This is a genomic window from Streptomyces sp. WG5 (assembly GCF_049974565.1).
Taxonomy (GTDB): Bacteria; Actinomycetota; Actinomycetes; order Streptomycetales; family Streptomycetaceae; genus Streptomyces.
Window position 1 is genome coordinate 50,587 of sequence record NZ_JBNGGC010000021.1, and the last position, 24,010, is coordinate 74,596.

Here is a 24,010-nt window from a genome sequence, read left to right on the forward strand (position 1 = left end):
TGGACGGTGCTGCACGCGGCGAAGACCGCCTCTATTCGGGCGGCGGGCGGGCCGGATCGTCGTCTATCCTCCGATTCGAGTGGGGCCGGTCTCGGTCTCGCGACATCGTTGGAGGAGGTGGGTCCGGTCACTGGGACCGACGCAGGGACCGAACACGGCCAGGCGGAGCAGCCCGAGGGCCGGGGCAAGGGCGCGGAGTCGACCGCGGAGCGCAGCGCGCGCTTCGAGCGGGACGCGCTCGAGTTCCTCGACCAGATGTACTCGGCCGCGCTGCGCATGACGCGTAATCCGGCCGACGCCGAGGACCTGGTGCAGGAGACCTACGCCAAGGCGTACGCGTCCTTCCACCAGTTCCGCGAGGGCACCAACCTCAAGGCGTGGCTGTACCGGATCCTCACCAACACCTTCATCAACTCGTACCGCAAGAAGCAGCGCGAACCCCAGCGCAGCGCGGCCGAGGAGATCGAGGACTGGCAGCTCGCGCGCGCCGAGTCGCACATGTCGACGGGTCTGCGCTCCGCGGAGTCGCAGGCGCTCGACCACCTGCCCGACTCGGACGTGAAGCAGGCGCTCCAGGCGATCCCCGAGGAGTTCCGCATCGCCGTGTATCTGGCGGATGTGGAGGGCTTTGCCTACAAGGAGATCGCCGACATCATGGGGACACCCATCGGTACGGTGATGTCCCGGCTGCACCGTGGGCGCCGTCAGCTGCGCGGCATGCTGGAGGACTACGCCCGCGACCGCGGCCTTGTCCCGGCCGGCGCCGGAGAGTCGAACGAAGCGAAAGGCTCGGGGTCATGAGCTGCGGAGAGCCGCACGAGACGGATTGCAGCGAGATCCTCGATCATCTCTACGAGTTCCTCGACAAGGAGATGCCGGACTCGGACTGCGTGAAGTTCGAGCACCACTTCGAGGAGTGCTCGCCCTGCCTGGAGAAGTACGGGCTGGAGCAGGCCGTGAAGAAGCTGGTCAAGCGGTGTTGCGGACAGGACGACGTGCCGGGTGACCTGCGTTCCAAGGTCATGGGCCGGATCGACCTGATCCGCTCCGGGCAGTCCGTGCCCGAGCACGACGTCACGGCCGCGCCGCCGGCTCCTCAGGAGTCCTGAGACGGTCCACGCACGGGGCATGGCGCGTCGCTCGCGTCGCGTCACTCGTGTCGCGTCGTGCCGCGTCACTCGTACGTGCTAATCCACGGGTTGTCTGCCCGCGTTCCCCCGCCGCCGTCCTAGGCTCCGGAAGCCTGACAGGCATGGCCGGGGGAGGGGCTCATGGACGCGGTACCGGCACGGGCGCGTGTCTACGTCGCCGGTGTCGTCCTCGCCGCCCTGCTCTGCCTGAGCCCGCTGCCCCGGTCGCACACGCCCTGGTGGGCGGTGCTGCTGTCCGCCGGGCTGTACGCGGGCTCGGAACTGGTCGCCCGGTCCCGTCCCGTCGGGACCTGCTACTCCGTGCTGCTCGCCGGGGCCTTCCTGCTGCCACCGCCCGCCGCCGCACTCGTGGTGCTGCCCGGGGCCCTGCTGTCCCCGGTGGCGCAACGCCCCTTCACCCTGCGGCGCGCGTGGCGGGCCGGGCAGCTGACGCTCGCCGTGTGGGCCGCGTCCCGGGTCCACCGGGAGCTGGGCGGGCGGGACGCGGTCGTCACCCCCGACCTGCCGTACGCGCTCGTGCCGGCCGGGGCCGCGGTACTGGCGTTCTGCCTGGTACTGACCCTGCTGGACGGCGGCGTCCTGGCGCTCGCCACGGGGGTGCCGCCCGCGCCCCCGGGACAGCGGGGGAGCGTCCTGGCCGGCCGCGCGTGGCGGGACCGGTTCTCCCGGTCGCTCGCGCCGATCGCCGTACACGGGCTCGCCGGACTGATGATGGCCGTCCTGTGGCTCAGCCCGTACGGCCCCGTCGCCGCGCTGCTCGTGCTGCTGCCGATGTGCGTGGCGTGGTGGGCGTTCGCCCAGTACCACCGGGAGCGGGCCGCGCACCGGGCGACCGTCCGCGCGCTGGTGCAGGCCGTCGACCTCAAGGACGGCTACACGCGCGGGCACAGCGAGCGCGTCGGCCAGGCCTCGATGCTGATCGCCCGCGAGCTGGGCATGGACGACGAGCGCGTCGAGACGCTCCGCTTCGCCGGCATCCTGCACGACGTGGGCAAGCTCGGCGTGCCCACCCGGCTGCTGCGCAAGGACGGGCCGCTGACGCCCGAGGAGCGCCGGGTGATCGAACTGCACCCCGAGTACGGGCACGAGATGGTGCGCGGCATCCGCTTCCTGGGCGAGGCCCGGGCCGCCGTCCTGCATCACCACGAACGGCTGGACGGCAGCGGCTACCCCTACGGTCTGGCCGGCGACCGCATTCCGGAATCGGCCCGGGTGGTGGCCGTCGCCGACGCCTTCGACGCCATGACGTCCACGCGTTCCTACAGCCGGGCGCGTCCCGTCGCGGCGGCGGTGGAGGAACTCCAGCGGTGCGCCGGAGCGCACTTCGACCCACGGATGGTCGGGGCACTGGTCCGCGCCCTGGGACGCGAGGGCCGGCACCCGGCGGTGACGGCGGACGGCACACCGGCACCGGCCCTCTCCGGCGGCACACCGGCACCACCCGCCTTCCCCGGCGGCGCGCTCGCCGCCCGGGGCGAGGACGCGCGGGACAGCGCCGGGAGGGGAGCGCCGTGACGGGGCCGAGGGCCGTGGCGGACCGGCGCCGGTGGTCGTACCCGAAACGCGGTCGCCGGTCGCGGGCGGTGGCCCGCCGGACGCCGGCCGGCTCCCCGCCGGGGAGGGCCGGCCGTGCGGGCACGGGACGCCCCGGCTTCCCCCGGCCGACGGGAGCCGGCCCCGACGAACCGGGCGACCATGCCGGCGGGGGCCCGCCGTGACACCGCCCCGGCACCGGCTACCGACGACGTCCCGGTACGGGGCCGGTCGCTGCCGCGGGCCGGGCCCCGCCCCCGGTCCCCGGTGATCCTCCTCCTGGTCCCCGCCTGCGCCGGTCTCCTCGCGCTCGCCTGCCTCGCCTCCGTGCTGTGGTCGGGACTGGCCGAGCGGCCCGTGGCGCTCGCTTTCGGCGTCCTCGTCGCCCTCGGTGAACTCACCCGGAGGGCCGGGGCCGAGGGCCGGGAGGCCGCGCCGCTCGCGGCCGCGGGGGCGCTGGCGTACGCGCTGCTCGGGGACATCGCCGGGCGTCCCACGCACCACGGTGTCGCCCAGACGGTCACGGTGGTGCTCGCCGCCTCGCTGCTCGGCAGCGTCCCCTGCATCGCGCGGGGCGGCGGGCCGGTGCTGGAACACCTCGCGCGGCGGGTGCTGACCGTCGCCTTCGCCGCCCTGTGCTTCCAGCCGCTGTCCGGCCGGGGCGCGTTCCGCGACTGGAGCGGCCCCGCCTACGCGCTGCTGCTGATCGTGCTGCTCGCCCTGTCCACGCTGTGCGACGCCGTACTCGCCGCGGCACCCGCGCACGCGCGCACCGGGTGGCCCTTCGGCCCGCTGCTGCGCGAGGAACTGCGCGGCATGGCCGGCGTGACGTCCGCGGTGTGCGCGACCGGGGCGGTGATGGCGCTCGCGGTGGCCGTCGCGGGACTGTGGGCGCTCCCCGTCCTCTGCGTCCCGCTCCTGCTCACCCAGCTGTCCTACCGGCGGTACGCGGCCGTCCGGGCCACCTACCGGCAGACCATCGCCTCCCTGGCCCGGGCCACCGAGATCGCCGGGTACACCCCGGCCGGGCACGCCCGCCGCGTCGCCGAACTGAGCTGCGCCGTCGGCCGGGACCTGGGGCTGTCCGGGGCCGAGCTGACCGTGCTGGAGTACGCGGCCCTCATGCACGACATCGGCCAGCTGAGCCTGGTCGACCCGGTCCCGGCCGGAGCCACCGCCGGCCTGCCCGCCGCGGAACAGCGGAGGATCGCGCTCCTCGGCGGGGCGGTCGTCCGCCAGACCGGGGTCGACGCGGCCGTCGCCGTGGTGGTGGAGCGGCAGGCCGACCCCTGCCGGGAGCAGCCGGTCGCCGCGCGGATCGTGCGAGCCGTGAACGCCTACGAGGAGAAGACACGGGCCGCCGGGCCCGGCGGCGGCCTCACGGCGCTGGAGGAGCTGCGCCTGGCCACCGCGGGCGACTACGCTCCCGATGTCGTGGAGGCACTGGCCCGGGTGCTCTCCCGGCGGGGAGGGGCGGCGCGTGAGCGTCTCGGCTGAGGGCGGGACGGGAGACGGGCGGGCAGTCTTACCGCGCCCGCGGCTGGGTAACCCATGGGTAATGAGCGCCCTTCCAGCCGTACGTGGTTGGATGCGAAGGAGAAGGTGTCCGGGGGCGCGGAAAGGCACAGCCAGCCCACTGAACGGAACTGGCAGGCGGGAATCGTGAGGATCTTCGGCAAGGGACGGCACCGGCCCTCCGCCTCCTGGCGGCAGGCCACGGACCGCGCGTTCACGCTGATCGGCGACGGTCGCTACGAGGACGCGGGCGCGCTGCTGACGCGGGCCGCCGACCTGGAACCCTGGCTGTCGGAGTCGTGGTTCAACCTCGCCCTGCTGCACAAGTTCCGGCACGACTGGGAGCAGGCCAGAGCGGCCGGCCTCAGGGCGGTGGCACTGCTCGGCCGGGACACCGGCGCGCCCGACTGGTGGAACGTCGGCATCGCCGCGACCGCCCTGCAGGACTGGCCGCTGGCCCGCCGGGCCTGGCAGGCCTACGGGCTGCGCACCCCCGGGGACGCGACGGACGCCGGGGAGCCGCTCGGCATGGACCTCGGCAGCGCGGCGGTGCGGCTGTCCCCGGAGGGGGAGGCCGAAGTCGTGTGGGGGCGGCGGCTGGACCCCGCCCGCATCGAGGTGCTGTCCATTCCGCTGCCGTCCTCCGGCCGGCGCTGGGGCGAGGTCGTCCTGCACGACGGGGTGCCGCACGGCGAACGGACCACCACCGCCGGACACGCCTACCCCGTCTTCGACGAGATCGAGCTGTGGGCACCCTCGCCCGTCCCCACCTGGGTGGTCCTCCTCGAGGCCGCCACCGAGTCCGACCGGGACGCCCTGGAGCAGCTCGCCGCCGACGCCGGGTTCGCCGCCGAGGACTGGTCGTCGTCGGTCCGGCTGCTGTGCCGGATGTGCTCGGAGTCACGGATGCCGTCCGACGAGGGCGAGGGCGAGCACCTCGACCCGCACGACCACAGCGAACCCGGACACCCCGGGCCCCTCGGCCACCGCACCGACGGGCAGCTGTGGGTGCCGGAGCGGGAGTGCGGGGTGGCCGCGCCGGCCGCGCTGGTGAAGGGGTTGCTGGACGGATGGGTCGCGGACAGCCCGGACTCACGGGACTGGCGGGATCTGGAAGAGGTCTGCTGAGCGGCCCCGTAGTCTTTACCGGGGGCTCTGCAGCAGCAGTCGCCATCAGCATCACCCTTAGTTGTTCGAGGAAGGCATACGTCGGTCATGGCCCAGCAGGACACCGATCAGCAGCACGCGGGCGTGCTCCCCGTGGACGACGAGGGGTTCGTCGTCGACACCGAGGACTGCGAGGAGCGCGAGGCGGCCTGGCGCGAACGCGGCACCTCGCGTCCGATCACGGTGGTCGGCAACCCGGTGCTGCACAAGGAGTGCGAGGACGTCACCGACTTCGGCGAGGAGTTCCAGCAGCTGGTCGCGGACATGTTCGCCAGCCAGCGCACCGCCGAGGGCGTGGGCCTGGCCGCCAACCAGATCGGCGTCGGCAAGAAGGTCTTCGTCTACGACTGCCCCGACGACGAGGGCGTCCGCCACGTCGGCGTGGTCTGCAACCCCGTCCTCGTCGAACTGCCCGCCGACCGGCGCAGGCTGGACGACAGCAACGAGGGCTGCCTGTCCGTGCCGACCGCCTACGCGCCGCTCGCCCGCCCCGACTACGCCGAGGTCACCGGGCAGGACGAGAAGGGGAACCCGGTCAGGGTGCGCGGCACCGGCTACTTCGCACGGTGTTTGCAGCACGAGACGGACCACCTGTACGGGTACCTCTACATCGACCGGCTCTCCAAGCGGGAACGCAAGGACGCGCTGCGGCAGATGGCCGAGAACGAGCCACGGTACCCCGTGGTCGCGAACGACTGACACCGCACCACCGGTCACACATCCACCGTGCGCACGGCGCCCGTTCGGGTCTCACCCGAGCGGGCGCCGTTCGTATGCCGGAACCTGCCACACACCAGGAGAATTCCGGCACCGGGGGTGGCGAATGAAGCAAATCCGTTCCCACGGCGGTCAGTTGTGGTGCTGAATAGGAAGTGCGGGGATACGCAACGGCGCACGTCCCGCTCGGCGAGAGGGGTGCGCCACCGGCGGCTGAGAGGGGTTTGTTCGTGCATGCTTTCTCACACGGCACCACAGCGACACCGACCGCGATCGCAGTACCGCCATCGCTGCGCCTTCCGGTGATCGAGGCGGCTTTTCCCCGGCAACTGCATCCGTATTGGCCGAAGCTCCAGGAGAACACCCGCACCTGGCTGCTGGAAAAACGGCTCATGCCGGCGGACAAGGTCGAGGAATATGCCGATGGCCTGTGCTACACGGACCTCATGGCGGGGTACTACCTGGGCGCCCCCGACGAGGTCATGCAGGCGATAGCGGACTACAGCGCCTGGTTCTTCGTCTGGGACGACCGGCACGACCGGGACATCGTCCACGGCCGGCCGGCCGCCTGGCGGCGGCTGCGGGACCAGCTGCACACGGCACTCGACTCACCGGAGGACCACCTGCACCACGAGGACACGCTGGTCGCGGGGTTCGCGGACAGTGTGCGCCGGCTGTACGCCTTCCTGCCGCCTCCGGCGACGTGGAACGCCCGCTTCGCCCGGCACTTCCACGCGGTGATCGAGGCGTACGACCGTGAATTCCACAACCGCACCCGCGGGATCGTGCCCGGCGTCGAGGAGTACCTCGCACTGCGCCGGCTCACGTTCGCCCACTGGATCTGGACCGACCTGCTGGAGCCGAGCGCGGGCTGTGAATTCCCGGACGCCGTCCGGAAGCATCCGGCATATCGCCGGGCAGCGTTGCTGAGCCAGGAATTCGCCGCCTGGTACAACGACCTCTGCTCACTGCCGAAAGAAATAGCGGGCGATGAGGTCCATAATCTCGGAATCAGTCTTGTCACCCATGAAGGACTGACCCTGCAAGAAGCAATCGCGGAAGTCCGGCGACGCGTCGAGGAATGCGTAACGGAATTCCTCGACGTTGAACACGACGCGTTACGGTTCGCCGACGAACTCGACGACGGCACCGTACGCGGAAAGGAACTGAGCGGCGCCGTACGGGCCGGCGTCGGCAATATGCGGAACTGGTTCAGTTCCGTCTACTGGTTCCACCACGAGTCCGGCCGGTACATGGTCGACAGCTGGGACGACCGGTCCACGCCCCCGTACGTCAACAACGAAGCGGCAGGTGAGAAATGACCGTCGAGTCCGTCAACCCCGAAACCCGCTCCGAAGGGACACCGGAGCTGCGTGTGCCGCCTGTGGCGGGCGGCGGTGTCCCGCTCCTCGGCCACGGCTGGAGGCTGGCCCGCGACCCGCTGGCCTACATGTCCCAGCTGCGCGACCACGGCGACATCGTGCGCATCAGGCTCGGTCCGAAGACCGTCTACGCGGTCACCACCCCGGAGCTCACCGGCGCCCTGGCCCTGAGCCCCGACTACCACATAGCCGGCCCGCTGTGGGAGTCACTGGAGGGCCTGCTCGGCAAGGAGGGCGTGGCGACCGCCAACGGCCCGCTCCACCGCCGCCAGCGGCGCACCATCCAGCCGGCGTTCAAGCTCGACGCGATCCCCGCCTACGGACCGATCATGGAGGAGGAGGCGCACGCGCTCACCGAGCGCTGGCAGCCGGGACGGACCGTCGACGCCACCTCCGAGTCCTTCCGCGTCGCCGTGCGCGTCGCGGCCCGCTGCCTGCTGCGCGGCCAGTACATGGACGAGCGGGCCGAGCGGCTGTGCGTCGCGCTCGCCACCGTCTTCCGGGGCATGTACCGGCGGATGGTGGTCCCGCTGGGCCCGCTCTACCGGCTGCCGCTGCCGGCCAACCGCCAATTCAACAACGCGCTGGCCGATTTGCATCTCCTGGTCGACGAGATCATCGCCGAGCGCCGCGCATCCGGTCAAAAGCCGGACGATTTGCTGACGGCATTACTGGAGGCGAAGGACGACAACGGCGACCCGATCGGGGAACAGGAGATCCACGACCAGGTGGTCGCGATACTCACCCCCGGCAGTGAAACCATCGCCTCCACGATCATGTGGTTGCTGCAGGCACTTGCCGAGCATCCGGAACATGCCGACCGCATACGCGATGAAGTCGAAACGGTCACCGGCGGACGTCCCGTGGCATTCGAGGACGTCCGGAGGCTCACGCACACCGGCAATGTCATCATGGAGGCCATGCGTTTGCGTCCGGCCGTATGGATATTGACGCGGCGCGCCGTGGTCGAGACCGAACTCGGTGGCTATCGCATTCCGGCCGGGTCGGACATCATCTACAGTCCGTACGCAATCCAGCGCGATCCGAAGTCGTACGCCGACAACCTGGCGTTCGACCCGGACCGCTGGCTCCCGGAACGCGCGACGGATGTGCCGAAGTACGCCATGAAGCCCTTCAGCGTGGGCAATCGCAAGTGCCCCAGTGACCACTTCTCCATGGCGCAGCTGGCGCTGATCACGGCGGCGCTCGCCGCGAAGTACCGCTTCGAGCAGGTGGCGGGCTCGAACGACGCGGTCCGCGTGGGCATCACGCTCCGTCCGCACGATCTGCTGGTCAGGACAGTGGCACGGTGAGCGGCGCGGCGTCGTGGCTCAGGCGACGGCCTCCGGGCCCCGGAAGGTGCGCCGATAGGCGTGCGGAGTGGTGCCCAGGGCCCTGACGAACTGGTGCCGCAGGGCCGCCGCCGTACCGAAGCCGGTGCGCCACGCGATCGCGTCCATCGTCTCGTCCGTCGCCTCCAGCAGCCGCTGGGCCAGCAGCACGCGCTGGCGCAGGACCCAGCGGTAGGGAGTCGTACCCGTCTCCTGCTGGAAGCGGCGGGCGAAGGTGCGCGGGGACATGTGCGCCCGCGCCGCGAGCCGCTCGACGGTGACCTCCTCGTCGAGGTGCTGTTCCATCCAGGCCAGCACCTCGCCGACGGTGTCGCAGGAGGAGCGGGGCAGCGGCCGTTCGATGTACTGGGCCTGACCGCCGTCCCGGTGCGGCGGTACGACCATGCGCCGCGCGATCCGGTTGGCGACCTCCGGGCCCTGCTCCTTGCGCACGATGTGCAGACAGGCGTCGATGCCGGCGGCGGTGCCGGCGCTGGTGATCACCGGATCCTCGTCCACGTAGAGCACGTCCGGCGAGACGGCCACCGTCGGGTACTGCCGGGCCAGCTCGGCCGCGTGGTGCCAGTGCACCGCGCACCGCCGTCCGTCCAGCAGCCCGGCGGCGCCCAGCACGAACACCCCGGAACACACGCTCAGCACCCGCGCGCCCCGGTCCACCGCCCGCCGCAGGGCGTCCAGCAGCCCGGGCGGGTACTCCCGGCGCGCGTAGTCGCTGCCGGCCGGCACGGCGATCAGGTCGGCCTCCTCCAGCCGGTCCAGCCCGTACGGCGTGGAGACGGTGAGCCCGCCGACATGGGTGCTCAGCGCCGGGCCCTCCGCCGACACCACCGCGAAGTCGTACTTCGGCAGGCCCTCGTCGGTCCGGTCGATGCCGAAGACCTCGCAGACGACGCCCAGTTCGAAGGGGTGCGCGCCGTCCAGCAGGACCGCGGCCACGTTCTGCAGCATGCCGCCAGTGTGCCCCGGAAGTGGCAGGAAATCGAGGCCTTACGGCAGTCCTGCCACTCCCGGTAAGGAGTCTCCGGCGTGACAGTGGTGTCATGACCGGAAACCAGACAGAAGCCCTGATCGGAATGCTCGTGACCTTCGGACTCCTGGTCCTCATGGTCCTCCCCTCGGTGATCGGCATCGTGCGCGACAGGCGCGTCGACCGTCAGCTCAGGCAGGCCCAGGAGGACCACGGGGTGGAGGAGGAGGCTCAGAAGTCCTCGTCCAGGTCGACGGTGCCCTCCACCGCCACCTGGTACGCCGAGGGACGCCGCTCGAAGAAGTTGGTCAGCTCCTGAACGCCCTGCAGCTCCATGAAGGAGAAGGGGTTCTCGGAGCCGTACACCGGAGCGAAGCCGAGGCGCGACAGGCGCTGGTCGGCCACGCACTCCAGGTACTGCCGCATCGAGTCGGTGTTCATGCCCGGGAGGCCGTCACCGCACAGGTCGCGCGCGAACTGCAGCTCGGCCTCGACGGCCTCCCGCAGCATGTCGGTGACCTGCTGCTGGAGCGCGTCGTCGAACAGCTCCGGCTCCTCCTTGCGCACGGTGTCGACCACGTCGAAGGCGAAGGACATGTGCATCGTCTCGTCCCGGAACACCCAGTTGGTGCCGGTGGCCAGGCCGTGCAGCAGGCCCCGGCTGCGGAACCAGTAGACGTAGGCGAAGGCGCCGTAGAAGAACAGGCCCTCGATGCACGCCGCGAAGCAGATGAGGTTGAGCAGGAAGCGGCGGCGGTCGGCCTTGCTCTCCAGGCGGTCGATCGACTCGACCGAGTCCATCCACCTGAAGCAGAACTCGGCCTTCTCCCGGATCGAGGGGATGTTCTCCACGGCCGCGAAGGCGGCGGCGCGGTCGTCCGGGTCGGGCAGGTAGGTGTCCAGCAGGGTCAGGTAGAACTGGACGTGCACGGCCTCCTCGAAGAGCTGGCGGGACAGGTACAGCCGCGCCTCGGGGGAGTTGATGTGCTTGTAGAGGGTGAGCACCAGGTTGTTCGCCACGATCGAGTCGCCGGTGGCGAAGAAGGCCACCAGCCGCCCGATCAGGTGCTGCTCCTCGGGGCTGAGCTTCGCGAGGTCGGCGACGTCCGAGTGGAGGTCGACCTCCTCGACGTGCCAGGTGTTCTTGATGGCGTCCCGGTAGCGCTCGTAGAAGTCCGGGTAGCGCATGGGGCGCAGGGTCAGCTCGAAGCCGGGGTCGAGCAGGTTCTTCGTCGCGGAGGTCGCAGGGGTCGCAGGGGTCGCGGGGGACGCGGGGGTCGCGGGGGTCGCGGGGGTTTCGGTGGTCATTACTGGCAGGCCTCGCAGGACTCGGGGTTTTCCAGGGAGCAGGCGACCGCGTCGGGGTCGGGGGTCTGCTGCACGGGGGCGGTGGCTTGGGCGCGGGCCGCGCGGGCGATGCGGGTCGCCGGGCGGGAGCGCAGGTAGTACGTGGTCTTCAGGCCCCGCTTCCAGGCGTACGCGTACATCGAGGAGAGCTTTCCGATGGTCGGCGTCTCCAGGAACAGGTTCAGTGACTGCGCCTGGTCGAGGTACGGGGTGCGGGCGGCGGCCATGTCGATCAGGCCGCGCTGCGGGATCTCCCACGCGGTGCGGTACAGCGCGCGGACGTCCTCGGGGATCCAGGTGAAACCCTGCACCGAGCCGTTGGCCTCGCGCAGCGCCTCGCGGGTGCGGGCGTCCCACACCCCGAGTCGCTTGAGGTCGTCCACCAGGTAGGAGTTGACCTGGAGGAACTCGCCCGACAGCGTCTCGCGCTTGAACAGGTTGGACACCTGCGGCTCGATGCACTCGTAGGCGCCCACGATGGAGGCGATGGTCGCCGTCGGCGCGATCGCGAGGAGCAGGGCATTGCGCAGGCCGGTCGCGGCGATGCGCTCGCGGAGGGCCGCCCAGCGCTCCGGCCAGGTGTGCTCGACACCGTAGTGGTCGGGGTGCAGCACGCCCCGGGCGGTGCGGGTCTTCTCCCAGGCGGGCAGCGGGCCGTGGCGCTCGGCGAGGCCGGCGGAGGTCTCGTAGGCGGCGAGCATGATCCGCTCGGCGATGCGGGTGGACAGGGCCTTCGCCTCGGGTGAGTCGAAGGGCAGACGCAGCTGGAAGAAGACGTCCTGGAGGCCCATCGCACCGAGGCCGACCGGACGCCAGCGGGCGTTGGAGCGGCCCGCCTGCTCGGTCGGGTAGAAGTTGATGTCCACGACCCGGTCGAGAAAGGTGACGGCGGTGCGGACGGTGGCGTCCAGCCGCTCCCAGTCGATGTCGCCGGCCGCCCGGTCGACGAACGCGCCGAGGTTGACCGAGCCCAGGTTGCAGACCGCGGTCTCGCCGTCGTCCGTGACCTCCAGGATCTCCGTGCAGAGGTTGGAGGAGTGGACGACGTGTCCGGGCTCCGCGGTCTGGTTGGCGGTGCGGTTGGCGGTGTCCTTGAAGGTCATCCAGCCGTTGCCGGTCTGTGCGAGCGTGCGCATCATACGGCCGTACAGCTCGCGGGCGGGGAGGGTCCTGCGGGCGAGCCCCGCGGCTTCGGCCCCGCGGTAGGCCGCGTCGAACTCCTCGCCCCACAGGTCGGTCAGCCCGGGCACGTCGGCGGGGGAGAACAACGACCACTGCCCGTCGGCGTCCACCCGGCGCATGAACTCGTCGGGGATCCAGTGCGCAAGGTTCAGGTTGTGCGTGCGGCGGGCGTCCTCGCCGGTGTTGTCCCGCAGTTCCAGGAACTCCTCGATGTCCGCGTGCCAGGTCTCCAGGTAGACCGCCGCCGCGCCCTTGCGCCGGCCGCCCTGGTTCACGGCGGCGACCGAGGCGTCCAGCGTCTTCAGGAACGGGACGATGCCGTTGGAGTGCCCGTTGGTGCCGCGGATCAGTGAACCCCGGGCGCGGACGCGGGAGTAGGCGATGCCGATGCCGCCGGCGTGCTTGGAGAGGCGGGCGACCTGGTGGAGGCGGTCGTAGAGGGAGTCCAGCTCGTCCTTGGGGGAGTCGAGGAGGTAGCAGGACGACATCTGGGCGTGCCGCGTACCGGAGTTGAACAGGGTGGGGGAGGAGGGCAGGTAGTCGAGGCGGCTCATCAGCCCGTAGAGGGCGGCCACTTCGTCGACGGACCGTACGGTGTCGTCCTCGGCGAGCCCGGCGGCGACGCGCAGCAGGAAGTGCTGGGGCGTCTCGACGGCCTTGCGGGTGATCGGGTGCCGGAGCAGGTAGCGGCTGTACAGGGTGCGCAGCCCGAAGTAGCCGAAGCGGTCGTCGGCGGCCGGGTCGATCAGCGCGTCCAGGCGGTCCGCGTGCAGCCGGACGAACGCGGCGGTGCGGTCGGCGATCAGGCCCTCCCGGTGGCCGGTGGCGACCGACCCGGTGAAGGAGGTGACGCCCTGGGAGGCGGCCTCGGCGCGGATGCCGAGGGTCAGCAGCCGGGCGGCCAGCCGGGAGTAGACCGGGTCCTCCGAGATGAGCCCGGCGGCAGCCTCGGTGGCGAGCTCGCGCAGCTCGGACTCGTCCGCGCGGGCGGACCGGCCGCGCAGCGCGGCGGCGGCGACCCGGCCGGCGTCGGCGTCGGGGAGGTCGGCGGTCAGCCCGGTCAGGGTGCGCAGCAGGGCGGCACCCGGGTTGTCGGGTTCCTCGCTCGCTCCGGGCAGCGGAGCCGCTGAGGTCGCTGAAGTCGTCACCGGGGTGGCTGAAACCGGGTCGGCTGGCGCGATGGTCACGTGGGGGCACTCCCTCGCTCGGCACGGGGCCTGGCGGAGGGCAGGGGGCAGCTCACGAGCGCACGCGGCGTCGCGTCCACCGGCCCATTCCACGAGGCCCGGACGTCATGGCACCCGGACCGGGACGGCCGGGCGCACTGTCGGCAGGTCCTCGGACTCGACTCGTGTACAGACGCACACAAGTACACCGTTGCGGGACAGTTCCGGATTCGCACCGGATTCCCCTGCGGCGACAGCGAGCATGAGCATACATCTTGTGCCGTGTTCCGCGAGCACCCCCAGATGTAGTGCCGGTCCGTGCCGGGACGTCAGCGCGTGGTCGTGTTCCGGGCGTACGACAACGGGCCGCCGGATCTCTCCGACGGCCCGACGCGTGCCAGGGGTCAGTGCGAGGCGCCCGCCGTGGCCGGCGGCAGTTCCACCTCGACGCCGGGGTCGCCCGCGTCCGCCGTGTAGTCGCCCGGCTTGGTCTCGTCGACGCCGTCGGGCGCCTTGGCCGCCCTCAGGACGAAGGTCAGGACCACGGTGACCAGGACGTTCAGCACGAAGGCGGTGAGGCCGATGTAGCCGATCTCGCCGATGCCGGGGATCTCCTTCGAGGAGCCGCCGAAGTGCTCCTGCGTCGGCGAGGCGACGCCGTACGCGGCGAGCGTGCCGTAGACCATGCCGACCGCCCAGCCGCCGAGCAGTGCCCAGCGGTGGAACCAGCGGGTGAACAGGCCGCCGACCAGGGCCGGGAAGGTCTGCAGGATCCAGATGCCGCCGAGCAGCTGGAAGTTGATCGCGACCGTCTTGTCCATGCCGAGGACGAAGACCAGCGCACCCACCTTCACCAGCAGGGAGACCAGCTTGGAGACCTTCGTCTCCTGCGCCGGGGTGGCGTCCGGCTTGATGAAGTCCTTGTAGATGTTGCGGGTGAAGAGGTTCGCGGCGGCGATCGACATGATCGCCGCCGGGACCAGCGCGCCGATGCCGATCGCCGCGAAGGCCACGCCGGCGAACCAGTCCGGGAACATGTTCTCGAACAGCTGCGGGATCGCCAGCTGCCCGTTCTCCACCTTCACCCCCGCCGCGATCGCCATGAAGCCCAGCAGCGCGAGCAGACCGAGCATCAGCGAGTACAGCGGCAGGATCGTGGTGTTGCGGCGGATCACCTCACGGCTGCGCGAGGACAGCGTGGCGGTGATCGAGTGCGGGTACATGAAGAGCGCGAGTGCCGAGCCGAGCGCCAGGGTGGCGTACGTCCACTGGCCGCCGTGGTCCGGCACCAGTCCGCCGTTGCCCGACTCGGTGAACTTGTCGTTCGCCGCGGCGAAGATGTCGTCGAAGCCGCCCAGCTTGATCGGGATGTAGATGATGGCCACCGCGATCACGATGTAGATCAGCGTGTCCTTGACGAACGCGATCAGCGCGGGCGCGCGCAGACCCGACGAGTAGGTGTACGCCGCCAGCACGCCGAAGGCGATCAGCAGGGGCAGATCCTTGACGAACCAGTTGGTGTCCTCGCCGCCGCCGACACCCATCACGTCCAGCACGGCCTGGATGCCGACCAGCTGGAGCGCGATGTACGGCATCGTGGCCAGGATGCCGGTCACGGCGACCGCCAGCGACAGCCCCTTCGAGCCGAACCGGCCGCGTACGAAGTCCGACGTCGTCACGTACCCGTGCTTGTGGGAGACCGACCACAGCCGCGGCAGGAAGGTGAAGATCAGCGGGTAGACCAGGATCGTGTAGGGCACCGCGAAGAAGCCGGCCGCGCCCGCCGCGTAGATCGCCGCCGGGACGGCCACGAAGGTGTACGCGGTGTACAGGTCGCCGCCCAGCAGGAACCAGGTGACCCAGGTGCCGAACGAGCGGCCGCCGAGGCCCCACTCGTCGAGGCTCTGGTCGTTCGCGGCCCGGCGCCAGCGGGCGGCCAGGAAGCCCATGGCGGTGACGAGGACGAAGAAGAAGATGAAGACGGCGAGTGCGACGCCGTTCACGCCGTCGTTCACTTGGCCCCGCCTTCCCGGCGGGCGCGCTGGTCACGCTGCCACAGCTTGTAGGCGATCACCGTGAGCACGGTGGAGACGATCACCCACGCCATCTGGTACCAGTAGAAGAACGGGATGCCGATGAAGGCCGGGTCCGTCTTCGCGTACGAACCGACCCACAGCATGGCGACGAACGGTGCGGCAAGGCAGAGGCCGATGACGACGCGCACCGGCGTCACCGTCGGCCCTCTGCTCACTTCCGGGGCTTGTGACATGCGGTGGCTCCGTCCCCTCGCTGATCACCTCGTGCAGTGCGCACGAAATGTAGGGGACGGCGTCAGGACTGCGGAAGACCTCGTCCGCATATCGGTCCTCAACCGCAATCTCGGGGACGTGGAGGCGGAGTCGGTCTAGTCCCGGGGCCGCTTCAGCCGGGCCACGAACTTGTAGCGGTCGCCCCGGTACACCGAGCGCACCCACTCCACCGGCTGGCCGGTCCGGTCCTGCGAGTGCCGGGAGAGCATCAGCATCGGCAGGCCGACGTCGGTGCCGAGCAGGCCGGCCTCGCGCGGCGTGGCCAGCGAGGTCTCGATGGTCTCCTCGGCCTCGGCGAGATGGACGTCGTACACCTCGGCGAGGGCGGTGTAGAGGGACGTGTACTTCACCAGCGAGCGGCGCAGGGCCGGGAAGCGCTTGGCGCTGAGGTGGGTGGTCTCGATGGCCATGGGCTCGCCGTTGGCCATGCGCAGCCGCTCGATGCGCAGCACCCGTCCGCCGGCCGTGATGTCCAGCAGTCCGGCGAGCCGGTCGTCGGCGGTGATGTAGCCGATGTCCAGCAGCTGCGAGGTGGGTTCGAGGCCCTGGGCCCGCATGTCCTCGGTGTACGAGGTGAGTTGCAGGGCCTGCGACACCTTGGGCTTGGCGACGAAGGTGCCCTTGCCCTGGATGCGCTCCAGCCGGCCTTCGACGACCAGTTCCTGCAGGGCCTGGCGCACGGTGGTGCGCGAGGTGTCGAACTCCGCGGCCAGCGTGCGCTCGGGCGGGACCGGCGTGCCCGGAGTCTGTGTCCGGGTCATGTCGAGCAGGTGCTTCTTCAGTCGGTAGTACTTGGGCACGCGCGCGGTACGGACGGTCGCCCCACCCTCGTTCTCCGCACTGCTGACGTCGGTGCTCATCTCTGCCTTCCCGGCTCCGGTGCCGAAGCGACCGATATCCCTGTCGGCCACGGCTCACATCGTGGCACGGCTTCGTGCCGGTACGGTCCCGCACGCTCCGTGATCCCTTCTGTATACCTGCGCGGCCCCTGCTGGTCTAGTCCACAGCGCCATCCGGAGCCGCTGGTACGCGCGTTCGGGGCCGTACCGGCACGTCATGGGGTGGGCGGTGGTACACCCGGTCCCGGTCCGCCCGATCTGCCCGTTGCGCAATGAAAGGTCCCTGCATATCTCGGTCGCATCACGGACGAGGGGGCCGTGGTTGAACACCCTTGACAGCCCTATTGGTCTGGGCCAAGCTCCCCGTACTGGTCTACACCATTGGTCCAGGTCCCGGCCCCAGGAGCGGCACGCGTTCACGCTTGAACCGCAGGGAGGCAGGGGGGTTTGTGGCATCCCTGAGGAGGGTGGCGTGAAGCGCAAGCTGATAGCCGCGATCGGTATCGCGGGCATGATGGCATCCATCGCGGCGTGCGGGGGCTCCGACGACAACGGCTCGTCCAAGCAGGACCCGAAGGACCGCAAGGGCGAACTCACCGTCTGGCTCATGGTGGACGCCCAGAGCAGCTGGCCGGAACTGGTCAAGCAGGCCAATGACGAGTTCAACAAGAAGTACCCGGGCGTCAAGGTCAACGTCCAGTACCAGCAGTGGGCGGACAAGACCAAGAAGCTCGACGCCGCCCTCTCCGGCGACTCGTTCCCCGACGTGGTCGAGCTCGGCAACACCGAGACCATGACCTACATCCTCAACGGTGCCCTCGGCGAGATCGACGCCAAGAAGTACGACAACTCGGACACGTGGATCGAGGGTCTCAAGGACACCTGCTCGTACGAGGGCAAGCTGTACTGCGTCCCGTACTACGCGGGTGCCCGCGTGGCCATCTACAACAAGGACATGTTCAAGGCCGGCACCGGGTCGGACCAGCTGCCGACGACCGAGGCGGACCTGCTCAAGGCCCTCGACAAGGTCCAGGACAAGTACAAGGCGGACAACGCCTTCTCCTCGCTGTACCTGCCGGGCCGCTACTGGTACGCCGCCATGTCCTACGTCGCCGCGTACGGCGGTGAGATCGCCACGTACGACGAGGGCGGCAAGGAGTGGAAGGCCGCCCTGTCCACGCCGGAGGCCCAGAAGGGCATCCAGCACTTCGTCGACCTGGTCAAGAAGTACAACAAGGGCGACCAGACCAAGGACGAGCAGGACCACGCCAACGTCATGGCCAACGAGAAGGCGGCCCTGCTGTACGGCAACGGCTGGGAGGCCGGCAGCGTCGTCGACTCCAAGACGAACGGCAACCCGAAGCTGGAAGGCAAGATCGGCGTCGCGGGCATGCCCGGACCGGAGGGCAAGACCCTGCCCTCCTTCATCGGCGGCTCCGACCTGGCCACCATCTCCAAGTCCGACCAGCAGGACCTGGCGCAGGACTGGATCTCGATGTTCACCAACGAGAAGTCCCAGGCCGCGCTGGCCGAGAAGGACATCCTGCCCAACAACACCAAGCAGCTCGAGCCGCTGAAGGCCAAGCCGGAGACGGCCCCGATCGCCAACGCCGTCCCCGACGCCTGGTTCACCCCGATCGCCCCCGGCTGGGCCGCGATCGAGAAGAAGGAGACGCTCGAGACGATGCTGCTCGACATCCTCAAGGGCAAGTCGGTCGCCGACGCCACCAAGGCGGCCGACGCGGAGATCAACTCGTTGATCAACGAGAGCGCCTGAGCCGCCCCGCTCGACTCCCGTTGACCTCCGGTGCCTTGTCCGGCCACGCGGCCGGGCAGGGCCGGTTGGGTGGCCGGTCCGATGCAGAACCCTTCGAACGGAAGGCCAGCACAGTGAGTGCCGCCGACATCAAGACCGCCGGCCCGGAGGTGCCCGCCCCGCGGCCACCCGCCGGTGACGGCCCGGCACCGTCCGCACCCCGGCGAAGCCGGTGGACGAACGGGCCCCTGCTGCCCTATCTCCTGATCGCGCCGGCCGTCGTGGCACTCGCCGCGGTGTTCGTCTGGCCGCTGGTCAAGACAGTGATCATGTCCTTCCAGGACGTGGGCAGAAAGGAACTGTGGACCGGTCAGGCCGCCGAGTGGGTCGGCTTGGAGCAGTTCACCAACATCCTCGGCGAGAGCGAGTTCTACGACGTCCTGTGGCGCACCGTCCTGTTCATGGTCGTGTGCGTCGTCGCCACCATGGCCATCGGGCTCTTCCTCGCCCACTCCATGCAGCGCATGACCAAGGCCGTACGGCTGCTGCTGACCGGCGCGCTCATCGCCGCCTGGTCGCTGCCGCTGCTCGTGGCCACCTCGATCTTCCGCTGGTTCGCCGACTCCGACTACGGCGTCGCCAACATGGTGCTGACCGAGTACCTCGGTCTCGACTTCCAGGGCCACAACTGGTTCCTCGACCCCAAGCAGGGCTTCCTCGTGATCGGCGCCGTGGTGGTGTGGGGAGCCGTGCCGTTCGTGGCCGTCACCCTGTACGCGGCGCTCACCCAGGTGCCCGCCGAGCTGGAGGAGGCCGCGGAACTCGACGGTGCCGGACGCGTGGGCGTCTTCCGGTACGTGACCTGGCCCGTCATCAAGCCGGTCTTCCAGATGGTCGCCACGCTCTCCGTGATCTGGGACTTCAACGTCTTCGGCCAGGTCTTCCTGATGCGCGGCAACAAGCCGGAGCCGGAGTACAACCTGCTCGGCCTGTACTCCTACGAGAAGGCCTTCGAGTCGAACTCCTTCAGCCAGGGCGCCGCCATCGCGCTGATCACCGTGCTGCTCCTGTCCGGCGTGGCCGTCTACTACCTGCGCCAGCTGATCAAGATCGGAGACGTCGAGTGAGCACCACGACCGCCACGACCGCCCCGGGCGCGACGGAGCCCGCGCTCGGCACCGCTCTGCGGCCCGACCGCAAGAAGCGCAGTCGGCACGTCTACAACCTCGTCGGACTCGTCTCCTTCGTGGTGATGGCGTTCCCGGTGTACTGGCTGGTGATCAGCGCCCTGCGCCCCAACCACGAGATCCGGTCCTACGACCAGACGCTGTGGCCGTCGTCCCTCACCCTGGACAACTTCTCCCGGGCGATCGACGCGCCCAACTTCGGCACGGCGATCCAGTCCAGCCTCATCATCTGTGTGACCGCGGTCGTCGGCGCGATGATCCTCTCCACGATCGCCGCCTTCGCCATCGGGCGCTTCCGGTTCGCCGGCCGCAAGGTCTTCATGATCATTCTGCTGCTGGTGCAGCTGCTGCCGCCGACCACCATGCTCATTCCCCTCTACATCCAGCTGAACGACCTGGGCGCGATCAACGAGTACTGGGGTGTGATCATCATCTACCTCGTCTCCACACTGCCGTTCGCGACCTGGATGATCCGCGGGTTCGTCGTGAACATCCCCAAGGAGCTGGAAGAGGCGGCGATGGTGGACGGCTGCTCCCGCATGGGCGCCTTCTGGCGGGTGATCTTCCCGCTGCTCGCCCCCGGACTGGCGGCGGCGTCGATCTTCTCCCTGATCAATGCGTGGAACGAGTACCTGCTCGCCTACATCGTGCTGCAGGACAACGACAAGTACACCCTCAACGTGTGGCTCATGAACTTCACCACCGACCGCGGAACCGACTACGGCGCGCTCATGGCCGCCTCGACACTGATCGCGATACCGGTCGTCGCGTTCTTCATGCTGGTGCAGAAGAAGATGGCCGCCGGGCTCACCTCCGGCGCCGTGAAGGGATGACGCCACCGATGACGACCATCGCCAGGGCCACCGACACCCTCACGCGCGACGCGCTCACCGTCCTCCAGCCGGGCTTCACCGGCACCACCGCCCCCGACTGGCTGCTGCGCCGCCTCGGCGAGGGGCTGGCCTCCGTCGGCCTGTTCGGCCGCAACATCGCGACCGCCGAGCAGCTGGCCGCGCTGACCGCGCAGCTGCGCGCCGAACGCGAGGACGTCCTCGTCGCCATCGACGAGGAGAGCGGCGACGTCACCCGGCTGGAGGTGCGCACCGGCTCCTCCTTCCCCGGCAACCTCGCCCTCGGCGCGGTGGACGACGTCGGGCTCACCCAGGAGGTGGCCGCGGAACTGGGCCGCCGGCTGGCGGCCTGCGGCGTCAACCTCAACTGGGCCCCGTCCGCCGACGTCAACTCCAACCCGGACAACCCGGTCATCGGCGTGCGCTCCTTCGGCGCCGCCACCGACCTGGCCGCCCGGCACACCGCCGCCTACGTCACCGGCATGCAGTCGGCGGGCGTCGCCGCCTGCACCAAGCACTTCCCGGGCCACGGGGACACGGCCGTCGACTCCCACCACGCCATGCCGCGCATCGACGTGGACGCCGCGGTGCTGGCCGAGCGTGACCTGGTCCCGTTCCGCGCGGCCATCGCCGCCGGCAGCCGCGCGGTGATGAGCGCCCACATCCTGGTTCCGGCCCTGGACCCGGACCGACCGGCAACGTTGTCTCGCCGCATCCTGACCGACCTGCTCCGCGGCGAACTGGGCTTCGACGGCCTGATCGTCACCGACGGCATGGAGATGCGGGCCATCGCGGGCACCTACGGCATCGAACGCGGCAGCGTCCTGGCGGTCGCGGCCGGCGCCGACGCCATCTGCGTGGGCGGCGGCCTGTCCGACGAGGACACCGTACGGCGGCTGTGCGACGCGCTGGTCGCGGCCGTCCGCTCGGGCGAGCTGCGCGAGGAGCGCCTGGCCGACGCGGCGGAACGCGTCCGCGCCCTGGCCCGCTGGACCACCACGCACCGGACGGACGCCCCGGGTGCGGAGGCCGCCGGCGGTCACGGGGACGGGGACGTGGGCCTGCGTGCCGCCCGGCGCGCCGTGCGGGTCACCGGCGCCGAGGGCTTCACCGCCCTCACCGACCCGCCGTACGTCGCCGCCCTCACGCCCGTCGCGAACATCGCGGTCGGCGACGAGACCCCCTGGGGCATCGCCGCCGAGCTCCTCCGCATGCTCCCCGGCACGGAGACCGGCAGCTTCACCGGACCGGACGCGGGGAGGGAGGTGCTGGCCGCGGCCGGCCCGCGCCGCGTCGTGGCCGTGGTCCGCGACGAGCACCGCCACCCCTGGATGGCGGCGGCCCTCGATATCCTGCTGGCGGCTCGCCCCGACACGATCGTGGTCGAGATGGGCGTCCCCGGCGCCGAGCCCCGCGGCGCCCTCCACCTGGCCACCCACGGCGCGGCCCGCGTCTGCGGCCGGGCGGCGGCGGAGGTCATCGCGGGGGTGTAGCGGGTACGCCCGCCGGTACGATGCAGGCGCCGGGTCCCTCGACGGGAGCCGGCGCCTGGCCGTGGGGGCGGGGCGGGGTCCGGCCGCGCTGCCCCGGGGCGCCGGGTGGGCCGGTCCGGGGTACGGCGGGACGCGGAAGGCCGCACCCCTCGAGGCGCGGAGCGGGTCTTCGAGGCGCGGAGCGGGACTTCTTCGTGCGTTCGCGAGCTCACCCGTCACCAGGGCGAAGGACGCCGCCCCCGACGGCGGGGGACCGGCGCCCTTCCTGCCCGTGGCCGCGCGGGCCTTCTCGGCCGGCGCGGGCTCAGATGCCCTGCCAGTCGGGCTTGTGGGCGTAGGTGTGCCGGAAGTAGTCGGCGAGCTTCAGCTTGGAGGCCGCGGCCGTGTCGACGACGACCGTGGCGTGCGGGTGGAGCTGCAGCGCGGAGGCCGGGCACACGGCCGCGACCGGACCTTCGACGCTGGCGGCGACCGCGTCCGCCTTGCCCTCGCCGGTGGCGAGCAGCACCACGTGCCGGGCCTCCAGGATGGTCCCGATGCCCTGCGTCATCACGTGGTGCGGAACCTGCTCGATGTCACCGTCGAAGAAGCGCGCGTTGTCGACGCGGGTCTGCTCGGTGAGCGTCTTGATCCGGGTCCGCGAGGCGAGCGAGGAGCACGGCTCGTTGAACCCGATGTGCCCGTCGGTACCGATCCCCAGCAACTGGAGGTCGACCCCGCCGGCCTCGCCCAGCGCCTTGTCGTACGCCTCGCACGCCCCCTGCACGTCCGCGGCGGTGCCGTCGGGGCCCATGAACGCGTCCATGCCGATCCCCAGCGGCTCGAGCACCTCGCGCCGCAGTACCGAGCGGTACGACTCGGGGTGCTCCGCGGGGAGCCCCACGTACTCGTCGAGCTGGGCGATCCGCGCCCGCGCCGTCTCCACGGCACCCGAGCGCACCTTGGCCGCCAACGCCTCGTACACGGGCAGCGGAGTCGAGCCGGTGGCCACCCCGAGCAGGGCGTCGGGCTTGCGCCTGAGCAGCTGCGCCATGGCCTCGGCTATGAGCTCGCCGCCCGCCTTGGCATCCGGAACGATGACAACTTCCACGCTTGCCTGCCGTTTCGAAGAGAGGACTCACCCGGGGCCCGGGACTGGCCGTGTGGTCGGACTGGTTGACGCTATGTGGTTTAGACCAATCTAACAGAGCCGGACCCCGTGGGCGCGTTGAATCGGTCGGGCGGGTGGCCGTGCCCGGCGGGTGTCACCCCGGTGTCACGTCAGCGAGCCTCCCGTTGCGTCCACCGGCCTCCCGTGACCCACCGGCCGCCGTGCGAGGCGAGGAACGCGACCACGTCGGCCACCTCGGCCGGCGCCCCCACTCCGCCCAGCGCGGAGAGCGCCGCCGCCCGCTCCCAGCCGTCCGCGGTCCCGTGCAGCAGCCCTGCTGTGTCGTCCGTGCCGATGATGCCGGGCGCCACCGAGTCCACCGTGATACCGCGGGTGCCCAGGACTTTGGAGAGGTCACGCGAGAACACGTCCAGCGCGCCCTTCGTCATCGAGTACGCCATGCTGTCCGGCATCACCGCGGCGCGGGCCGGCCCCGACGAGATGTTGATGACCCGGCCGCCCTCGCCCGGCACACCGGCGCCATGATCCAGGGCATGTCCCAGCAGGCGCGCGACGGCGCGAGCCGGGCGGAGCCGGCGGCGCTCGCGGAAATTGCCATGGCTGTCTGGCCCCGTGTGTGAGCCAACAGGGTTAGGCTTTGGCCGACTGCTCGGACGTCCGGGCAGCCGACGGACGCGGGGACGACAAACCCTCGTCCGCCACATGGACACGATGAGTGGTCTAGTCCACAATGGCCACTGAGACACTTGCCGTGACATTCATGCGACGTGATCGTCAGGCTTCCGCCTTCCCCGCACAGGAGGGCGGACCGAGGAACCGGAGCTCTCTGCCCTGACTGCCCCGGCTCCTCATCCTTCGGCCGACCGGGACCGCACACCCCACGGCCGTTGTTGCTCCGGGCTGCGGTGCCGGGAGGGCTGAGGGTCCCTCTCAGGCGCCGCGGCCCGCGGGTGTTCCGGGGCGGAGCCGGCGACGGTGGGATCCG

Annotated in this window: 20 protein-coding genes, 2 pseudogenes and 1 riboswitch; of the genes and pseudogenes, 14 read left to right on the forward strand and 8 right to left on the reverse strand. The window is 70.7% G+C overall.

The window, feature by feature from the left end:
• Positions 1 to 117 precede the first annotated feature (117 nt).
• The 8 genes from sigR to ACP4IX_RS22545 all read left to right on the forward strand — a co-directional run bounded on the left by sigR (position 118) and on the right by ACP4IX_RS22545 (position 8,778).
• Positions 118 to 801, forward strand: coding sequence for an RNA polymerase sigma factor SigR (gene sigR, locus ACP4IX_RS22510; protein WP_426522390.1), 684 nt, complete (start codon positions 118 to 120; stop codon positions 799 to 801).
• Entirely contained in the window at positions 798 to 1,109 is a 312-nt protein-coding gene (gene rsrA / locus ACP4IX_RS22515; RefSeq protein ID WP_053136860.1) for a mycothiol system anti-sigma-R factor, read from the forward strand. The genes sigR and rsrA overlap by 4 nt, the downstream gene beginning before the upstream one ends.
• A 162-nt stretch (positions 1,110 to 1,271) precedes the next feature.
• Complete coding sequence (locus ACP4IX_RS22520) at positions 1,272 to 2,666, forward strand: HD-GYP domain-containing protein (protein ID WP_426522391.1); 1,395 nt, start codon at positions 1,272 to 1,274, stop codon at positions 2,664 to 2,666.
• A gap of 180 nt (positions 2,667 to 2,846) precedes the next feature.
• Positions 2,847 to 4,181 (forward strand): HD-GYP domain-containing protein, encoded by a 1,335-nt coding sequence (locus ACP4IX_RS22525; RefSeq protein ID WP_426556475.1) that lies wholly within the window; start codon positions 2,847 to 2,849, stop codon positions 4,179 to 4,181.
• Positions 4,182 to 4,346: 165 nt separating this feature from the next.
• A complete protein-coding gene (locus ACP4IX_RS22530; RefSeq protein ID WP_426522393.1) occupies positions 4,347 to 5,327 on the forward strand; it encodes a tetratricopeptide repeat protein in 981 nt (326 codons plus the stop codon).
• Positions 5,328 to 5,414: 87 nt separating this feature from the next.
• Complete coding sequence (gene def, locus ACP4IX_RS22535) at positions 5,415 to 6,065, forward strand: peptide deformylase (protein WP_426522394.1); 651 nt, start codon at positions 5,415 to 5,417, stop codon at positions 6,063 to 6,065.
• Positions 6,066 to 6,313: 248 nt separating this feature from the next.
• On the forward strand, positions 6,314 to 7,405 hold the full coding sequence (cyc1, locus tag ACP4IX_RS22540; protein ID WP_426556476.1) for an epi-isozizaene synthase: 1,092 nt from the start codon (positions 6,314 to 6,316) through the stop codon (positions 7,403 to 7,405).
• Entirely contained in the window at positions 7,402 to 8,778 is a 1,377-nt protein-coding gene (locus tag ACP4IX_RS22545; protein ID WP_426522395.1) for a cytochrome P450, read from the forward strand. Before cyc1 ends, ACP4IX_RS22545 begins: the two co-directional genes overlap by 4 nt.
• Before the next feature lie 18 nt (positions 8,779 to 8,796).
• On the opposite strand, the gene ACP4IX_RS22550 is transcribed toward ACP4IX_RS22545, so the two are convergent.
• Entirely contained in the window at positions 8,797 to 9,765 is a 969-nt protein-coding gene (locus tag ACP4IX_RS22550; RefSeq protein WP_426556477.1) for a GlxA family transcriptional regulator, read from the reverse strand.
• A gap of 92 nt (positions 9,766 to 9,857) precedes the next feature.
• Between ACP4IX_RS22550 and ACP4IX_RS22555 the strand changes: the two genes are divergently transcribed.
• Positions 9,858 to 10,103 carry a hypothetical protein gene (locus tag ACP4IX_RS22555; RefSeq protein ID WP_426522397.1) on the forward strand — a complete coding sequence of 82 codons (246 nt, stop codon included), beginning with the start codon at positions 9,858 to 9,860 and terminating at the stop codon, positions 10,101 to 10,103.
• Here ACP4IX_RS22555 and ACP4IX_RS22560 read toward each other — a convergent pair.
• From ACP4IX_RS22560 to ACP4IX_RS22580, 5 genes are all read right to left on the reverse strand, one after another.
• Complete coding sequence (locus ACP4IX_RS22560; RefSeq protein WP_426522398.1) at positions 10,016 to 11,092, reverse strand: ribonucleotide-diphosphate reductase subunit beta; 1,077 nt, start codon at positions 11,090 to 11,092, stop codon at positions 10,016 to 10,018. The genes ACP4IX_RS22555 and ACP4IX_RS22560 overlap by 88 nt on opposite strands.
• A complete protein-coding gene (locus tag ACP4IX_RS22565) occupies positions 11,092 to 13,500 on the reverse strand; it encodes a ribonucleoside-diphosphate reductase subunit alpha (RefSeq protein WP_426522399.1) in 2,409 nt (802 codons plus the stop codon). Before ACP4IX_RS22565 ends, ACP4IX_RS22560 begins: the two co-directional genes overlap by 1 nt.
• A gap of 125 nt (positions 13,501 to 13,625) precedes the next feature.
• Positions 13,626 to 13,749, reverse strand: a riboswitch (cobalamin riboswitch).
• A 134-nt stretch (positions 13,750 to 13,883) separates the two neighbouring features.
• On the reverse strand, positions 13,884 to 15,494 hold the full coding sequence (gene mctP / locus ACP4IX_RS22570) for a monocarboxylate uptake permease MctP (RefSeq protein ID WP_426522400.1): 1,611 nt from the start codon (positions 15,492 to 15,494) through the stop codon (positions 13,884 to 13,886).
• Positions 15,491 to 15,748 (reverse strand): DUF3311 domain-containing protein, encoded by a 258-nt coding sequence (locus ACP4IX_RS22575; RefSeq protein ID WP_351390505.1) that lies wholly within the window; start codon positions 15,746 to 15,748, stop codon positions 15,491 to 15,493. The genes mctP and ACP4IX_RS22575 overlap by 4 nt, the downstream gene beginning before the upstream one ends.
• 135 nt (positions 15,749 to 15,883) lie before the next feature.
• Positions 15,884 to 16,648 (reverse strand): GntR family transcriptional regulator, encoded by a 765-nt coding sequence (locus tag ACP4IX_RS22580; RefSeq protein WP_309318670.1) that lies wholly within the window; start codon positions 16,646 to 16,648, stop codon positions 15,884 to 15,886.
• A 451-nt stretch (positions 16,649 to 17,099) separates the two neighbouring features.
• On the opposite strand from ACP4IX_RS22580, the gene ACP4IX_RS22585 reads away from it, so the two are divergent.
• The 4 genes from ACP4IX_RS22585 to ACP4IX_RS22600 all read left to right on the forward strand — a co-directional run bounded on the left by ACP4IX_RS22585 (position 17,100) and on the right by ACP4IX_RS22600 (position 21,914).
• Positions 17,100 to 18,404: a sugar ABC transporter substrate-binding protein gene (locus tag ACP4IX_RS22585; protein WP_426522401.1), complete on the forward strand. Its 1,305-nt coding sequence runs from the start codon at positions 17,100 to 17,102 to the stop codon at positions 18,402 to 18,404.
• A 113-nt stretch (positions 18,405 to 18,517) separates the two neighbouring features.
• Positions 18,518 to 19,510 (forward strand): carbohydrate ABC transporter permease, encoded by a 993-nt coding sequence (locus ACP4IX_RS22590; RefSeq protein ID WP_426522402.1) that lies wholly within the window; start codon positions 18,518 to 18,520, stop codon positions 19,508 to 19,510.
• Positions 19,507 to 20,403 (forward strand): carbohydrate ABC transporter permease, encoded by an 897-nt coding sequence (locus ACP4IX_RS22595; protein WP_426522403.1) that lies wholly within the window; start codon positions 19,507 to 19,509, stop codon positions 20,401 to 20,403. Before ACP4IX_RS22590 ends, ACP4IX_RS22595 begins: the two co-directional genes overlap by 4 nt.
• Positions 20,404 to 20,411: 8 nt before the next feature.
• Positions 20,412 to 21,914 (forward strand): glycoside hydrolase family 3 protein, encoded by a 1,503-nt coding sequence (locus tag ACP4IX_RS22600; RefSeq protein WP_426556478.1) that lies wholly within the window; start codon positions 20,412 to 20,414, stop codon positions 21,912 to 21,914.
• Positions 21,915 to 22,218: 304 nt separating this feature from the next.
• On the opposite strand, the gene nagB is transcribed toward ACP4IX_RS22600, so the two are convergent.
• Positions 22,219 to 23,004, reverse strand: a complete 786-nt coding sequence (gene nagB, locus ACP4IX_RS22605; protein WP_426522405.1) for a glucosamine-6-phosphate deaminase — start codon at positions 23,002 to 23,004, stop codon at positions 22,219 to 22,221.
• Between the two features lie 165 nt (positions 23,005 to 23,169).
• Positions 23,170 to 23,531 (reverse strand): annotated as a pseudogene (locus tag ACP4IX_RS22610) (SDR family oxidoreductase); the annotation flags it as partial.
• On the opposite strand from ACP4IX_RS22610, the pseudogene ACP4IX_RS22615 reads away from it, so the two are divergent.
• Positions 23,514 to 23,645, forward strand: a pseudogene (locus ACP4IX_RS22615) (TetR/AcrR family transcriptional regulator); the annotation flags it as partial. The pseudogenes ACP4IX_RS22610 and ACP4IX_RS22615 sit on opposite strands and share 18 nt — an antisense overlap.
• Between the last annotated feature and the right edge of the window lie 365 nt (positions 23,646 to 24,010).

Bases quoted from the DNA above. Each gene is read 5' to 3' on its own strand.
- ACP4IX_RS22575 (WP_351390505.1), bottom strand. From the start codon at position 15,748: ATGTCACAAGCCCCGGAAGTGAGCAGAGGGCCGACGGTGACGCCGGTG.
- ACP4IX_RS22560 (WP_426522398.1), bottom strand. From the start codon at position 11,092: ATGACCACCGAAACCCCCGCGACCCCCGCGACCCCCGCGTCCCCCGCG.
- ACP4IX_RS22520 (WP_426522391.1), top strand. From the start codon at position 1,272: ATGGACGCGGTACCGGCACGGGCGCGTGTCTACGTCGCCGGTGTCGTC.
- ACP4IX_RS22550 (WP_426556477.1), bottom strand. From the start codon at position 9,765: ATGCTGCAGAACGTGGCCGCGGTCCTGCTGGACGGCGCGCACCCCTTC.
- ACP4IX_RS22525 (WP_426556475.1), top strand. From the start codon at position 2,847: ATGCCGGCGGGGGCCCGCCGTGACACCGCCCCGGCACCGGCTACCGAC.
- ACP4IX_RS22545 (WP_426522395.1), top strand. From the start codon at position 7,402: ATGACCGTCGAGTCCGTCAACCCCGAAACCCGCTCCGAAGGGACACCG.
- ACP4IX_RS22600 (WP_426556478.1), top strand. From the start codon at position 20,412: ATGACGACCATCGCCAGGGCCACCGACACCCTCACGCGCGACGCGCTC.
- def (WP_426522394.1), top strand. From the start codon at position 5,415: ATGGCCCAGCAGGACACCGATCAGCAGCACGCGGGCGTGCTCCCCGTG.
- ACP4IX_RS22580 (WP_309318670.1), bottom strand. From the start codon at position 16,648: ATGAGCACCGACGTCAGCAGTGCGGAGAACGAGGGTGGGGCGACCGTC.
- rsrA (WP_053136860.1), top strand. From the start codon at position 798: ATGAGCTGCGGAGAGCCGCACGAGACGGATTGCAGCGAGATCCTCGAT.
- ACP4IX_RS22555 (WP_426522397.1), top strand. From the start codon at position 9,858: ATGACCGGAAACCAGACAGAAGCCCTGATCGGAATGCTCGTGACCTTC.